The 14,484-nt window shown below is 47.1% G+C and carries 13 protein-coding genes; 4 read left to right on the top strand and 9 right to left on the bottom strand.

Translation table 11 applies throughout. The features are described from left to right. Positions 1-5 precede the first annotated feature (5 nt). The 4 genes from TRQ2_RS08290 to TRQ2_RS08275 are packed head-to-tail and all read left to right on the top strand — an operon-like array spanning position 6 to position 4,009. Positions 6-542: an NADH-quinone oxidoreductase subunit B family protein gene (locus tag TRQ2_RS08290; RefSeq protein ID WP_012311210.1), complete on the top strand. Its 537-nt coding sequence runs from the start codon at positions 6-8 to the stop codon at positions 540-542. Further along, positions 523-1,050 (top strand): NADH-quinone oxidoreductase subunit C, encoded by a 528-nt coding sequence (locus TRQ2_RS08285; RefSeq protein WP_012311209.1) that lies wholly within the window; start codon positions 523-525, stop codon positions 1,048-1,050. The genes TRQ2_RS08290 and TRQ2_RS08285 overlap by 20 nt, the downstream gene beginning before the upstream one ends. Continuing rightward, positions 1,043-2,149, top strand: a complete 1,107-nt coding sequence (locus tag TRQ2_RS08280) for an NADH-quinone oxidoreductase subunit D (protein WP_004080082.1) — start codon at positions 1,043-1,045, stop codon at positions 2,147-2,149. The genes TRQ2_RS08285 and TRQ2_RS08280 overlap by 8 nt, the downstream gene beginning before the upstream one ends. 12 nt (positions 2,150-2,161) lie before the next feature. Next, on the top strand, positions 2,162-4,009 hold the full coding sequence (locus tag TRQ2_RS08275; protein WP_004080080.1) for an FAD-dependent oxidoreductase: 1,848 nt from the start codon (positions 2,162-2,164) through the stop codon (positions 4,007-4,009). A gap of 24 nt (positions 4,010-4,033) precedes the next feature. Here TRQ2_RS08275 and TRQ2_RS08270 read toward each other — a convergent pair whose 3' ends face one another. From TRQ2_RS08270 to TRQ2_RS08230, 9 genes are all read right to left on the bottom strand, one after another. Beyond that, positions 4,034-5,020: a LacI family DNA-binding transcriptional regulator gene (locus TRQ2_RS08270; protein WP_004080078.1), complete on the bottom strand. Its 987-nt coding sequence runs from the start codon at positions 5,018-5,020 to the stop codon at positions 4,034-4,036. A gap of 1 nt (position 5,021) precedes the next feature. Then, positions 5,022-5,969, bottom strand: coding sequence for an ABC transporter ATP-binding protein (locus TRQ2_RS08265; protein WP_012311208.1), 948 nt, complete (start codon positions 5,967-5,969; stop codon positions 5,022-5,024). Next, the gene (locus TRQ2_RS08260; RefSeq protein ID WP_004080073.1) at positions 5,966-6,946 is read right to left on the bottom strand and encodes an ABC transporter ATP-binding protein; all 981 of its coding nucleotides are present in this window, start codon (positions 6,944-6,946) and stop codon (positions 5,966-5,968) included. The genes TRQ2_RS08265 and TRQ2_RS08260 overlap by 4 nt, the downstream gene beginning before the upstream one ends. Next, entirely contained in the window at positions 6,943-7,791 is an 849-nt protein-coding gene (locus TRQ2_RS08255) for an ABC transporter permease (RefSeq protein ID WP_004080070.1), read from the bottom strand. Before TRQ2_RS08255 ends, TRQ2_RS08260 begins: the two co-directional genes overlap by 4 nt. Positions 7,792-7,796: 5 nt before the next feature. Then, entirely contained in the window at positions 7,797-8,786 is a 990-nt protein-coding gene (locus tag TRQ2_RS08250; protein ID WP_004080068.1) for an ABC transporter permease, read from the bottom strand. Between the two features lie 55 nt (positions 8,787-8,841). After that, positions 8,842-10,515 (bottom strand): ABC transporter substrate-binding protein, encoded by a 1,674-nt coding sequence (locus tag TRQ2_RS08245; protein WP_012311207.1) that lies wholly within the window; start codon positions 10,513-10,515, stop codon positions 8,842-8,844. Between the two features lie 131 nt (positions 10,516-10,646). Next, a complete protein-coding gene (locus tag TRQ2_RS08240) occupies positions 10,647-11,753 on the bottom strand; it encodes an ROK family transcriptional regulator (protein WP_004080064.1) in 1,107 nt (368 codons plus the stop codon). Between the two features lie 13 nt (positions 11,754-11,766). Beyond that, entirely contained in the window at positions 11,767-12,747 is a 981-nt protein-coding gene (locus TRQ2_RS08235; RefSeq protein WP_012311206.1) for a glycoside hydrolase family 130 protein, read from the bottom strand. Positions 12,748-12,799: 52 nt separating this feature from the next. Continuing rightward, entirely contained in the window at positions 12,800-14,482 is a 1,683-nt protein-coding gene (locus tag TRQ2_RS08230) for an ABC transporter substrate-binding protein (RefSeq protein ID WP_012311205.1), read from the bottom strand. Positions 14,483-14,484 lie beyond the last annotated feature (2 nt).

Below are 14,484 nucleotides of genomic sequence, written 5' to 3'. Positions count from 1 at the left end.
ATCCGATGAAAGAAAGAAGCATCTGGGAAAGAATAGCAGACAATCTCAGATCGCGTTCCATATGGATGCTCCATTACTGTACTGGATGCGGTGCTGTTGAACTTCCACCTTCCATGACCTCGAGATTCGACATGGAAAGGTTCGGCATAGCCCCCATGGCAACGCCGAGGCAGGCCGATATCCTTCTCATCACAGGATACCTGAACACGAAGACCCTCAGGAGAGTGATATACACGTACGAACAGATGCCCGATCCAAAGTACGTCGTGGGCTTTGGAAGCTGCACCATAAACGGTGGTATATACTTCGACTCCTACGCAACGGTGAACAGGCTCGATTACTACATACCCGTCGATGTGTATATAGCCGGCTGCATGCCAAGGCCAGAAGCAATTCTTGAGGCCTTCAACTACCTGATGGAAAAGATCAGAAAAGGTGAAGCGGACGGCTGGAAAAGGTACAGGGAGAACTACGAGTGGTACAAACAGAATCAGATCCGCTCCCTCGGGGAGGTGTATGTGAATGACGAATTCCATGAGTGATGCGTTGAAAACTCTGGAAGTTTTCCGTCCAGAGGTTGAAGAAATAGACGAAAGAGAAGTGAAGCTGTCCGTCGCACCGGATAGAATTATTGCCGTGTTGGAAACGTTGAAATCTCTTGGATACTCCCATCTTTCGTTGATGACCTGCATAGACTGGATCGAGGACAGTCAGTTCGAGCTGGTGTACATCCTCTTCTCGTGGAAAGACGGTGGGAAATTCATCGTTACAACGAGGATAGACAGAAACAATCCGCAGTTTGTAACAGTGAAGGAAATATGGCCTGTTGCGAGGTTCTACGAGAGAGAAATCCACGAGTTCTTCGGCGTGAAGTTCTCTGGAAACGAGGATATGAAGCCGCTTTTCTTAGAACTCTGGGACGACAAACCACCCCTCAGAAAGGACTTCGATCCTCTCGAGTACTCCAGAAGAAAATTCCCCGGAAGGGAGTACCAGAAAGACGTGATAGACGAGGCGAAAAAGATATTCAGAGGTGAGATCAATGGGTGAAACGAAACTCTTTTTCGGGCCGAATCACCCGGGAATGCACGGAAATTTCTCCGTTCACATGTACGTGGAGGGAGACATCGTAAAGAAGGCAAGACCTGTACCTGGTTTTCTTCACAGAGGATTTGAAAAACTCATGGAAAGGCGTTACTGGTATTCCAACATCTCACTCATACCGAGAATCTGTGTTCCCGAGCCGGACATCAACGAAATATGCTACGCTATGGCAATCGAGAAGATAGCAAAGGTCGAAGTTCCAGAAAGGGCCCAGTGGATACGGATGATCGTTCTGGAACTTGCAAGGATAGCGAATCACATCTGGACCGTTGGAGGAATAGGAGGTCCCCTCGGACTGTACACGGCGTCTCACTGGGGAGTGGCCGATAGGGACAGAATTCTCGATATATTCGAGGCACTGAGCGGTGCGAGAGTGTACCATATGTACATCATTCCCGGCGGTGTGAGAAAGAACATGACACCAAAAATTGAAGAAATGATCTGGAAGACACTCGACTACATAGAGTCAAGACTGCCCGATTATGAAAACCTGATCTTCAAAAACAGGATCGTCCATTCGAGGCTCAGGGGAAGACTCATTCTCACAAGAGAACAGGCTGTGGAGATGGGGGTCACCGGCGTTGGTTTGAGAGCCACTGGCGTGGAGTACGACATAAGGAAGGTGGATCCTTACCTGTTCTACGACAGGGTGGAGTTTGAGGTTCCAACGGCAACAGACGGAGACGCTTTCAGCAGGGTCTATCTGAAGTTCAAAGAGATACCTCAGAGTATAAAAATCATCAGACAGGCTCTGGAGAAGATGCCACAGGCTGACAGAGTTAACGTTCCTATCGGTCGTGGGAACGGTCTCAGAAGAATCGTTCCAAAGGGTATGGCTTACGCGCATGTGGAATCGACGAGAGGCGAATACGGATTCTTCGTCGTCTCCGATGGAAAAAACAAACCCTACAGAGTGGCGGTGAGGGGAGCTTCTTATCCTCAGGGACTCTACGGAATAGAAAAGTACCTTCCAGGAACGAGAATAGAAGACGTCCCCATCTGGCTCGCTACGATGGACGTCTGCGCACCTGAAATAGACAGGTGAGGGGTGAGAAAAATGGCAGTCCAGAAGCTACCAGAAAAGGATTTCTTTGCTCCTCTGAAGGCATGGAAATTTCTTGTCAGAAAACCGGTTACAATAGAGGTTCCAAACAAAATCAGGAGAGAAGCTTCGGAAAGATACAGAGGATTCCACGTGAACGACTGGGGAAAGTGCATAGGGTGCGGTACATGCGCAAAGATCTGCCCAACCGATGCCATAACCATGGTGGAGGTCCCGGATCTCACTCAAGAAGATGGAAAACTTCCGCAAAGACCCGTCATAGATTACGGCAGGTGTTCTTTCTGTGCGCTCTGCGTTGACATCTGCACAACGGGTTCACTCAAGATGACGAGGGAATACATCCACATCTCGGAAGATCCGGAAGACTTCATCTTTATGCCAACGGATAAGGGATTGAACGCGAAAAAAGGTCTCTACGAATTTGGAAAGGCACCCCTCGGCTGGGTGAGGGATGAGAACTCTGAGCTGCTCGATCTCGAAAGAATAGAAATGCCCGTGGAACCACCGGAAGTCAGGATCAAATCTTTCATAGAAATCGTGAAAGGATACAGTAGAGAACAGGCCATGCAGGAGGCCGCCAGGTGTGTGGAGTGCGGTGTGTGTACCTACACCTGTCCCGAACACATGGACATACCCCAGTACATAAAATCCGTGTACGAGGACAATCTGGAAGAAGGACTGAGATGGCTCTACAGAACGAATCCTCTCTCAATGGTCTGTGGAAGGGTCTGTACTCACAGGTGTGAAACCGCCTGTTCTGTGGGAGTCAGAGGAGAACCCGTTGCGATTCAGTGGTTGAAAAGGTACATAGTGGACAGCATTCCTCTCGAGAGATACGGAGAGATCCTGGACATAAAACCGGAGAGAAAAGGAAAGAGTGTGGGAATCATAGGATCGGGTCCCGCTGGGCTCGCCGCAGCCTACTTTCTTGCCACCATGGGATACGATGTTACCATATACGAATCGGAATCAAAACCTGGTGGTGTGATGAGGTACGGTATTCCAAAATACCGACTTCCCGATGAAGCGCTGGACAAGGATATCGCATTCATCGAGGCGCTCGGGGTGAAAATTCTACTCAACACGAGAGTCGTCCAGGATGTGTCTTTCGAAGATGTCAGAAAGAGACACGATGTTGTCTTTCTTGCAACAGGCTTCGGTCTTGGAAGGTCAACGGGTGTTCCGGGGACCGATCACCCAGATGTGAAACAGGCACTCCCCTTGCTCAAGATGATAAGGGACTACCTGAGGGGAGATGGTCCAAAGCCACCGGTCCCAGAGAGACTCGTTGTCATCGGTGGAGGAAACGTCGCGATGGATATCTCCAGGTCGATGGCAAGACTTCAGTTCATGGAGTACGGAAGGGTGAACGTTCAGGTGCTTTCACTTGAAGGATGCTTCGAGGACATGCCGGCTGATATGGAAGAAATAGAAGAGGCTCTCGAAGAGGGTATTGTCATAAATCCGGGATGGGGACCGATGGAAGTCGTGATAGAGAACGACAGGATAAAAGGTGTGAAATTCAAAAAATGTGTCAGTGTGTTCGACGGCGAAGGACGGTTCAATCCACAGTTTGACGAAAAAGAACAAATCTTTGTAGAAGCGGACATGGTCGTAGAAGCGATTGGACAGGCACCGGATTATTCTTACTTGCCCGAAGAAATACGAAGCAAACTCGAATTTTTCAGAGGAAGAATCAAAACAAACGAGTACAATCAGACCTCTGTGGAATGGTTGTTTGCAGGAGGAGACATCGTTCACGGACCGGATATCATTCACGGTATTGCAGATGGATACGCCGCGGCAAAAGGGATAGACATGTACCTGAGAAAGGAAAAATGAAAAAGCCCCTCTCCGGAGGGGCTTTTATAACTGTTTAACGGATTCTCTCTCAACGATCTCAACGGGTAGAACGACTCTTCGCGCAACGCCTTTCTTTCCAGAAAGTCTCTCGTAAAGAATCTCAAAGGCCACTCTTCCCATCTCTTCCCTCGGTTGCCTCACCGTGGTGAGTGGAGGAATGGTGTAGCTTGATATTGGATCGTCGTCGAATCCCATGACAGAAACTTCATCGGGAACGAGTACACCGAGATCGTGTAGTGCCTTGAGCGCACCGAAGGCCGAAAGATCGTTTATTGCAAAGATCGCAGTGAAATCCCTGCCGTGTTTTTTCAGGTACCTTTCCACCGCGTGGTAGCCGTGTTCGGCAAAATAACCGCACGGTGTGACTTTCACGTCTATTCCGTGTCTTGTGCTGTAATCTATGAAACCTCTTTCTCTGTCGGAAAAAGAATAAATGTCTTTTCTACCCTTCAAAAGGAGAACCTTTCTGTGACCCTTTTCCAGAAGGTACTTCGCACACATCCTTCCAGCGGCGTAGTTGTCGATGCCAACGTTGTCGAGCCTGATCTCCGGTTCTTCCCTGTCCACCACAACGACTGGAATTGCGCTCTTTATCAATCTTTCGAGTTGTTCCTCGTCCTTTTTCGACGAACAGACTATGATACCATCCACTCTCTTTGCAAAGAAAACCTCCAATCTTTCCAGCTCCACAGAGGTCCTGTGAAGTGTTGTTGAAATCATGAGGGTGAAGTCTCTCTTTATCGCTTCTTTTTCTATGCCCGTCAATATCTCGTTGTAGTGAAAGCCCCCAAAGTTGGGGACGAGAACTCCTATAGTTCTCTTTAAAACAGCCCCCTTCACAGCGTACACGGGGTGATAGTTGAGCTTTCTGATGGCATCGATTACCTTCTTTCTCGTCTCTTCCGAGACGTTGTTGTAGCCGTTTATCACACGTGAGACGGTTGCTATAGAAACACCTGCGAGTTTTGCCACATCCTTGATGGAGGCCATTTCAATCCCCTGCCTTCAAACAGAGTACCTTATGATTCTCCTCTACCTCTACCATCTCCGGCTTTTGAACAAGACACCTTTCATCTCTTATAGGACACCTGTCGTAGTACTTGCACGGTGCGTTAGACGAAGAGACGAGTTCCGGGATGAATCTCTTGCTGAGATCCCACTTTCTGTCTATCTCCGGAACGGATTCAAGGAGCATCTTAGTATAAGGATGAATCGGGTTGTGAAAAACCTTCTCGGTGTCTCCCATTTCCACTATGTTTCCCCTGTACATGATGAAGGTCTCATCGCTGATGTAATAGCCAAGAGAGAGGTCGTGGGTGATAAAGATAACGGACATTCCTCTCTCACGCAGATCACCTAGAAGGTTCAGTATGTCCACCCTCGTGGAAGCGTCGAGCATGCTGATGATCTCATCGGCTATCAGAAGTTCCACGTTGAGAAGGAGCGTTCTCGCAATGAGTATTCTCTGAAGTTGTCCTCCACTGAGCTGATGCGGGTATTTTCCTAAGATTTCACGTGGGTTCATTCCAACCGAAGCGATCACTTCTTCCATCCTGGCTCTTCTTTCAGAAGCGGGGGTGTCCGGGAAGAATTCCTCAAACACCATGTTCAGAACTCTGTCTATTTTGTATATGGGGTTGAAAGATGAGAACGGATCCTGAAAGACTCCCTGTACTTTTCTGTAGTACTCTCTGAGTTCTCTTCCTTTTATTTGAGTTATGTCTCTTCCGTTGAACAGTATCTGACCAGATGAAGGTCTTATGAGTTTCAGGATGAGCTTACCCACGGTGGTCTTTCCGCTTCCACTCTCTCCTATGAGAGATACGATCCTGGATCGCTCTATTTCAAAAGAAACGTCATCAACCGCTTTGAGTCTTTCCTTACCGAAGAAACCAAGAGGGAATTCCTTCGTCAAATTTTGAACCTTCAGAAGACTCAATTTGCATCACCTCTTTCGAAAAGCCAGCATGAGACCTTTCTCCCATCAACGTCGAACACTGGTGGATCCTGTTCACACTTCTCGAACGCGTAAGGACACCTGTCTCTGAATCTACATCCCGGTCCTATGTTGAGAAGACTGGGTGGATATCCCGGGATTCCCTTGAGCTTCGTCTGGGAATATCTGACACCTATCTTCGGAAGTGAAGAAAGAAGCATCTTGGTGTAAGGGTGAAGGGGTTCTTGGATGATGTCTTCCATTGGAGAGATTTCCGCCACTCTTCCCGCGTAGAGCACCATCACCTTGTCTGCGATCTGATAAAGGACCGAGAGATCGTGTGTTATGAACGCGAGTGATCCCATGATTTCCTTTTCTCTCATCTCATAAAGCATCTGTATAACCGATCTTTGAGAACTCACATCCAGGGCTGATGTGATCTCATCGGCTATGAGGACATCGGGATTCATCAATGTAGAGATCACCATCACCATTCTCTGCTTCATTCCTCCAGAGAGTTCGATCGGATACATGTTTAGAACTTTCTTTCCAAGGTTGACGATCTCGAGCCTTTCCTCGATAACATCTTTTTTTCTTTCAAAACTTTCTCCGTGTTCGTGCAGAAGGTCGTCTATGATCTGTTTTATCTTTTTCGTCGGGTTCATAGCGTCCATGGCATACTGTGGTATGATGGAGATCTTTTCGTACCTCACTTTCCTGAGCTCTTTTGGAGATAGTGCCATGATGTTCTTTCCATCGAGGATCGCTTCTCCTCCCATGTACTTCATGGGAGGTTTCAAAAGGATCAAGCCGTTTCCAAGAGTGGACTTTCCACAGCCAGATTCACCCGCAATTCCAAGGATTTCACCTCTTTTTATATCGAAACTCACCCCATCAACGGCCTTCACGTAGCCGTAGAGGGTTCTGTAATAAATTCTCAGATCTCTGACATCCAGTACCACTTCAGCCACGCCTATCACATCTCCCTGAGCTTAGGATTGAAGACTTCATCAAGGCCAGCATTCATAACGTAAAGAGTTGCAACCATCAGAGTGATCACCGCACCGGGAGTGATCGCCCACCACCACATGCCAAGCTGTATAGCGTTCCAGAGAGTGGCCTGCTGCATCATGATTCCGAGGGAGATACCCCTTGTCGGACCAAGACCGATGAAGTCGAGCCCCGTAGCTGCAAGAATGGCACCGCCGAACTGGAGAATGAACACCATGAAAACGTAGGACATCATGTTGGGCATGATCTCACCGAAAATTATTTTCATAGGTTTCCTCGCGGTGATTCTTGCAAGATCTACGAACTCTCTTGTTTTCAAGGAGAGAGTCTGTGCCCTGACAGCCCTCGCGGTCCAGGGCCAGGCGGTGAGACCGATTATGATACTCTCGATGAACACTCCTCTGTAAGGAAGGTACGCCGCTATGATGATGAGGAGCGCAAGTGTTGGTATCACCATGAGTATGTTGGTGAACATCATCAGAAGTTCGTCGAACCATCCACCTTTGTATCCTGCAACAAAACCAATGAGAAGCCCAATAACCGTCGCCAGAGTTCCTCCAAGGACTCCCACGAACAAGGAGCTTCTGAGACCGTAGACGAGCTGTGTGAAAATGTCCTGGCCGAAGGTGTTGGTCCCGAGCCAGTGCTCTTTGCTCGGAGGTTGATATCCAGGTCCCACAAAAGCAAGGGGATCCTTATAAGGTGAAAGATAAGGTCCTACCAGAGCCAGGATGATCAACCCGGCGTACACACATATGGCAAAAATGACCTTTTTATTTTTCAAGAAGAAATGGACGAATTCTTTTCTCGTCATGGCTATCAAACCTCTCCCGAATAGGATTTTCTGATTCTGGGATCTATGATAACGTAGAAGATATCAACGAGGAAATTGGCAAGAAGCACTCCAAGGATGATGAACAAAAAGCACCCCTGAATCAGGAAATAATCCTGGTTCAAAATTCCCTGCATGAGGATGTATCCTATACCGGGGTAGGAGAAGACGATTTCCGTTGTGAGAGCACCTGCAACCACCGTTCCGAGCTGGATGGCAAGACCGGTGATCTGCGGGAGGATGGCGTTTCTGTAAGCGTATTTCCTTATGAGTCTCTGAGATGATCCGAGCGCCTCGAGATATCTGGAATAGTTCGCTTCCAGTTCGTAGATGATCATGTTCCTCATACCTATTGCCCAGCCCCCGAGCATCACAAGAAACAGAGAACCAAATGGAAGTACCCAGTGGTGCAGAAAATCGAGTATGAAATCCCAGGAGAATGAAGGTGTTATTCCAAAGCTGTAAGCACCTGCGAGGGGAAACAGAGGTATAACCACACCGAATATCCAGGCAAGAAGAATACCAAACCAGAAGTAGGGAGATGCTGTCAGAGTGTAAAAAACAGGCAGTGCAAAGTTATCGAGTCTCTTTTTCCTTGCAACGAAAGCTCCAAATCTGTTTCCTATCGCAAAACTCAGAAGAACGGCTGGAAGAAGCACTATCAGCGAGTAAGGCAAGGCACGAGCTATCACTTTTGCAACTGGTTGAGGATACATGTAGATGCTTATACCAAGGTCACCTCTGAAAAGCGCTTTCCAGAAATTGATGTACTGCTCCCAGAGGGGTTTGTCGAGACCAAAAGCCTGAGTGAAGTAGCTTTGAAGAACCTTGACAGATTCTGGAAGTCCGGCGAACCTTGAGATCAGAAAATTTATAGGGTTTCCTGGCATAAATCGAGGAATAGCCCAGTCAATTGTGACGGCAAAAAAGAAGGTCAGAATGTAGATCAGGATCTTCTTTGTAAGATACTTTCTCAAGACTCCTACCTCCTTCTTTTTTTAAAACCCCGCCCCGAGGGGCGGGGTCATCATTTTACTTTGCTTCAATACCAAAGAGCGTCTTGATTCCTGTGAGCTGCCACCAGCCGTTCCAGCCTATCGGGACAGCGTACGGATTCTTCTCCGTTGGCCAGTTGGTCCACACAGCTTCAGAAGCCTGGAACCATGCACCGTTGTACCACAGAGGAATGAACGGCAGATCCTTGAGCAGTATCTCTGACAGCTTGGCTACTACTTCTTTAATTTTAGCATCATCATTGCTTCTGTTGAGTTCGTCGAGAAGAGTCTCAACTTCAGGATTGGCGTACTTTCCAAAGTTTCCGGAGTAGGAGTACTCGGATTCTACTGCATCCGGATAGAACACACCGTTGAAATAGGACCAGATGGTAGCGGAAACACCGGTTGTAAAGTTGTTGAGTATGAGATCGAACTTTCCACCGTAGAGGTCGTCTGCGTATTTGGAGTAGTCGGGGTATTTAGGTTCGACGTTGATTCCGACTTTCACGAGATCTTCTGCAATGGACTGGATAGAAACCATCCAGTCGGTCCATCCGTACGGACACTCAATCGTGAGCTTGAACGGCTTTCCGTTCGGATCTTCTCTGAATCCATCCTTGTTCACATCTTTGAATCCAAGCTCGTCGAGGATCTTCTTTGCCATCTCCGGATCGTACTTGAATCCGTACTTATCGACGACTTCTTTCGGATAGTACTTCATGTAACCGGGAAGCGGCAGGATTCCAGCGGGATTGGCAGCCGTCACCATGTTCTCGTAAGCTCTGGTAACGATCTTCTCGGGATTGATAGCGTAAGCCATTGCTCTTCTGAACTCAGGTATGCTGAGAGGATACTTGCTCACGTTGATGTAGATTCCTGCGGTGTTGGCCGGGAGCATGTAAGGAGCGTTTTCATACCAGGTGACGATTCCGTATGCTTTCTTCAAAACCGGAACACCCGGCAGGAAGAAGTTGCTCCAGTCGAGTTCTCCTTTCATGAGCATTCCTACTGCGACATTGTTGCTGAGCACTCTCAGTTCCACGATCCTTTCAGGTTTGGGATCGTAACCGAGTTCTCTGATGCCCCACCAGTTCCCGTTCTTCTTGAATACACATCTGTCGTCTGCCCAGCTTTCAACGTAGTACGGACCGGATCCAACTGGATTTTCATTGGCCGCCTGAAGAACTTCTTCCTCTGTTTTGTTTTCCCAGATGTGTTTTGGTACGATCGGTGTGTTGATGAGCATCTGTTTCCATTCCTGGTACCTCGGGTCGGAGAAGACGAACTTCAGCGTTCGTTCATCGACCCTTTCGATCCTGTCGAGCCAGTTCCACACAGGACTGTAGCTGATACCAGTGTACTTCTTGGCGATTTCAAAGGTGAAAACCACGTCGTCTGCCGTGAGAGGAACTCCGTCCTGCCATCTGAGACCCTTTCTGAGCGTGAGTACGTATTCGTTGTTGCTGACCCATTCTCCTTTTTCTGCAAGCCACGGCTCGAACTTGTCGTTCAGAGGATCGTAGAGGAACAGAGGTTCATAGACAAGACCGATGGTTCCCGCAACCGCGTTCCATGGTGTGAACGGGTTCCAGTTGGATGGAGGAGACCACAGCGCTCCACCCCAGTAGAGCGTTTTGTTTCTCTCAAAAGTCTGTCCGAAAACCGAAACCAGTGCCAGGACCAGAACGAGAACGACTAAAAACCTTTTCATAAGAACACCCCCTTAAAAGAGTATGAGATCGCTATCTCCACGTGTAAATGTACAGTGAAAATGTTTACATTCCAAATCCAGTCTCCCGGGATTATCAAGATTTATTTCTGATTATTTGCAACAACTTTTCTTTAACTCGTTGTTACTCTCTCGAGATAATTTTCCAGTGCGTGTACGGCTGCTCCAAAGGCGATCACCGGTTCCTGCACTTTCGAAAAACTCATGTCCACACTGTGTTTGTAAAGAAGGTGTGTTTCCACTTCGATTTTGATCTTTTTCAGAAAATTCTCACCAAGTTCTTTGAAAAACCCTCCTATGACGATCTTCGATATCCCAAAAAGATGTATCAAATTCAAAAGACCTATACTGAAATACCTCGCTATGTCATCAAAGTACTCTTTCACGCGAACATCACCAGAATCTCTTGCTTCAGCCAGAGAGCTGAATCCCATAGAAAGAACGTGTTTCAGAACAACATTTTCGTTGCACACATCTTCCAGGAAGACGTACTCGTTTCCATTGAAAACCCTGGTGTATCCGATCTCTCCTGCGTATCCGTTTTCTCCCCGGTAGAGTTCTCCATCGATGATGATGCCAGCTCCTATTCCCTTTCCTGTCAGGATCCAGGCGAAAGAGTCATCCCGCTTTGTATACCACTTTTCTCCCACGGCTCCCATGTCCGCGTCGTTCTCCACCCAGACCTCGATGCCGTACTTCTCTTTCAAAAGGTTCGCCAGAGGAATCTGTGAAAGTGGAAAGTTTCTCGGATCTATGATGATGCCTCTTTCAGTATCTATCGGTCCAGGAGCTGCCACTGTCAACGCTGAAAGTTTACTGCCGAGTTTTTCCATCATATCTTTTGCGCGGTCTATAATTCTGTACATGACATTCAACGTTTCCTCTCTATCGCTCTGAGATGGAAGAGGATGTGCTTCGTGTGCGAGAATGTTCATACTGGCATCTATGAGACAGGCAGCTATTTCGTCCCTCGTCACCTCTATACCGAGAACATAAGCACAATTCGGTGAGATTTTCAAAGATTTTGTGGGTCTTCCCACCCCCTTCGGAGAATCTTTCTCTTCAACGACGATCCCCTTCTCCAGGAATATCTTTGCGATCTCACCAACTGTGGTCTTGGTGAGACCGAGTTCCTCCGCGAGTTCTACACGCGACACGGGTGATTTCATTATTCGTTTCAGAATCCTCGATATGTTTTCTGCTCTCACCGATTTCGGCAAGTTCTCACTTCCTTCACATAGAATTTCTTTTCACAAAATCCACGATCTCGTCGATGTATCCAAATGCAAGGGCCACGTGGGTGTCTGCCGCACCGTAGTATATTGCAACTCTTCCTGTGTCGGCGTCGCAGAGCGCGGCACACGGAAAGACAACGTTTGGAACGAAGCCCACCGTTTCGTACTCTTCTTCCGGCGTCAGAAGATAGTACCTCGACCTGTAGAGAACCTTGCTGGGATCGTCGAGATCGAGGAGAGCTGCTCCAAAACTGTACACGTAGCCGTTGCAGGTGAGTGTCACACCGTGGTATATGAGCAGCCATCCTTCGCTGGTTTCTATTGGATACGGTCCCGCTCCTATTTTCAGATTCTCCCACCAGTTGTAACTGCTTCTTCCCAAGACGAACCTGTGGTTACCCCAGTGTATCATATCGGGGCTTTCACTGAGAAATATGTCTCCAAACGGGGTGTGACCGTTGTCGCTCGGTCTGTTGAGCATCACATATTTCCCATTTATCTTCCTTGGGAAGAGAACTCCGTTTCTGTTGAATGGAACGTAAGCGTTCGGAAGTCGAACGAACGTTTTGAAATCCTTGGTCATGCCCACTCCAATCGTGGGGCCGTGGTCGTCTGTACAGAAGGTTATGTAGTAAGTATCCTCTATCTTCACTACCCTTGGATCGTAAGCGTAACTCGGCTGGAACGGTTCTCCATTCACATCCACCCACTGTATCTCTTCTGGCTCTAATTCCCAGTTTATTCCGTCTTTACTCCTTCCGAAGTGAAGGAAGGGCCTTGTGTTCTTGTGATCGATCCTGAACACCCCCACAAACTCTCCGTTGTACGGTACAACTGCGGAGTTGAAGACTCTTGCTCCCTTTGGAACCGGGTTTCTTCCAATTATCGGGTTTTTGCTGTATCTCCACACAGGACCAGTGTAGCCTTCCGGCCTTTCTTCCCAGGGAATGTTTGGAATTTTCTCCGTAAACACTTTCATCCATGCTTCCCTCCTTAGATTTAGAGCCCCACCCAAGAGGGTGGGGGAAAATTTATTTTGCCGGTTTGAGATTAAATAGAATTTTCAAGGCACCAGTTTGCCACCAGTTGGCCCAACCACATGGCCAGGCATATGGATTATGTTCGTTGGGCCAGTTAGTCCAAACGTTATCTTGTGTTATAAACGCCATCGCTCCATACCAGAGAGGGATGAAAGGTAGATCTTTTAAAAGGATCTCTCCAAGTTTTCCACAGAGTTCGGTGACTTTCTCAACATTGTCAAGTGGTGTCCTGTTGAGTTCTTCAAGTAAACTTTCCACCTCGGGATTCTGGTATCTTCCATAATTTCCTGTGTAAGAGAATTCAGATTCTAAAGCATCAGGATAGAAAATAGTATTGAAATATGTCCAGGGAGTGCTGCTTATACCTGTTCCATTGGCATTCATTTCTATATCGAATTCTCCTTTGTACATGTTTTCATAGTATTTGGAAGAATCCGGGAAGTATGGTTCAGCGTTTATTCCAACCACCTTGAGTTGATCTACTATCACCTGAATTGCCTGCATCCAGTCGGTCCATCCATACGGACACTCGATGGTGAGCTTAATGGGTTTTCCATCTGGGGCTTCTCTGAAACCATCTCCATTTACATCCCTGAATCCAAGCTTATCAAGAATACTTTTCGCCTCTTCAGGATCGTATTTGAAACCATGCTTTTCTACAACTTCTTTTGGATAGTACTTCATCCAAACAGAATTCGGAAGAAAACCAAGGGGATCTGCTTTTAAGACGGCTCCTTCATAGACTCTTTGAACTATTGGATCTGCATTTATCGACATAGCAATTGCTCTTCTGAACTCGGGAAGGCTAAGAGGATATTTTCGTGCATTGAGGAAAAGACCAACAACCGTTGATGAGAGGTGATACGGTGGTTCGTCGTACCATGTATTGAGATTATAAACTTTTTTCAAAATGGGAACACCTGGGAGCATGAAATTACTGAAGTCCAGTTCTCCTTTCATCAACATGCCGAGCGCCACGTTGTTACTGAGGACTCTCACTATAACAACGTATTTCGGAGCAGGTTTCACACCCATAACTTTTGTTCCCCACCAATTCTCAAAACGCTCGAAAATCATTTTATTCTGGTCCCACGAGTGAGCAACATATGGGCCTGATCCCAATGGATACTCATTTGATGATTGAAGTATAGTGGTTTCATCTTTTTCTTCCCAAATATGTTTTGGAACAATTGGAAGTGTATAGAGGAGTTCATTCCATTCATGATATCGAGGATCTTTGAACACAAAAATGACGGTTCTGTTGTCGGGTGTTTCAATATGATCAAGCCATTCCCAAACACTACTGTAATGTATTCCCTTGTACTTCTTAGCTATTTCGAAAGTAAATCGAACGTCTTCTGATGTCAATGGAACATTATCATGCCAGTATATACCCTCTCTCAATACAACCCTGTAAGTCTTACTGTCTAACCATTCACCTTTTTCTGCAAGCCATGGATCAAAATTTCCAGTGAGTGGATCGTAAAAGAACATTGTTTCATAGACAAGTCCAGTTGTTCCTGGTACCGCATTCCACGGAGTGAACGGATTCCAATTAGAAGGAGGAGACCACAGAGAACCTCCATAGTACATAGTTTCGTTTCGTTCTAAAACTTGGGAGAACAGACTTGAGAAAAGAAAAACAACCACGAATACCAGTAAAAATCTTTTCATAT

The sequence above is a fragment of the Thermotoga sp. RQ2 genome, from assembly GCF_000019625.1.
GTDB classification, from domain to species: Bacteria; Thermotogota; Thermotogae; order Thermotogales; family Thermotogaceae; genus Thermotoga; species Thermotoga maritima.
This window is presented reverse-complemented; position numbering and strand designations above follow the sequence as displayed.

Coding starts and splice junctions, on each gene's coding strand:
- TRQ2_RS08255 (WP_004080070.1), bottom strand. CDS start 7,791: ATGACGAGAAAAGAATTCGTCCATTTCTTCTTGAAAAATAAAAAGGTC.
- TRQ2_RS08230 (WP_012311205.1), bottom strand. CDS start 14,482: ATGAAAAGATTTTTACTGGTATTCGTGGTTGTTTTTCTTTTCTCAAGT.
- TRQ2_RS08270 (WP_004080078.1), bottom strand. CDS start 5,020: ATGGCCTCCATCAAGGATGTGGCAAAACTCGCAGGTGTTTCTATAGCA.
- TRQ2_RS08245 (WP_012311207.1), bottom strand. CDS start 10,515: ATGAAAAGGTTTTTAGTCGTTCTCGTTCTGGTCCTGGCACTGGTTTCG.
- TRQ2_RS08290 (WP_012311210.1), top strand. CDS start 6: ATGAAAGAAAGAAGCATCTGGGAAAGAATAGCAGACAATCTCAGATCG.
- TRQ2_RS08275 (WP_004080080.1), top strand. CDS start 2,162: ATGGCAGTCCAGAAGCTACCAGAAAAGGATTTCTTTGCTCCTCTGAAG.
- TRQ2_RS08280 (WP_004080082.1), top strand. CDS start 1,043: ATGGGTGAAACGAAACTCTTTTTCGGGCCGAATCACCCGGGAATGCAC.
- TRQ2_RS08285 (WP_012311209.1), top strand. CDS start 523: ATGACGAATTCCATGAGTGATGCGTTGAAAACTCTGGAAGTTTTCCGT.
- TRQ2_RS08235 (WP_012311206.1), bottom strand. CDS start 12,747: ATGAAAGTGTTTACGGAGAAAATTCCAAACATTCCCTGGGAAGAAAGG.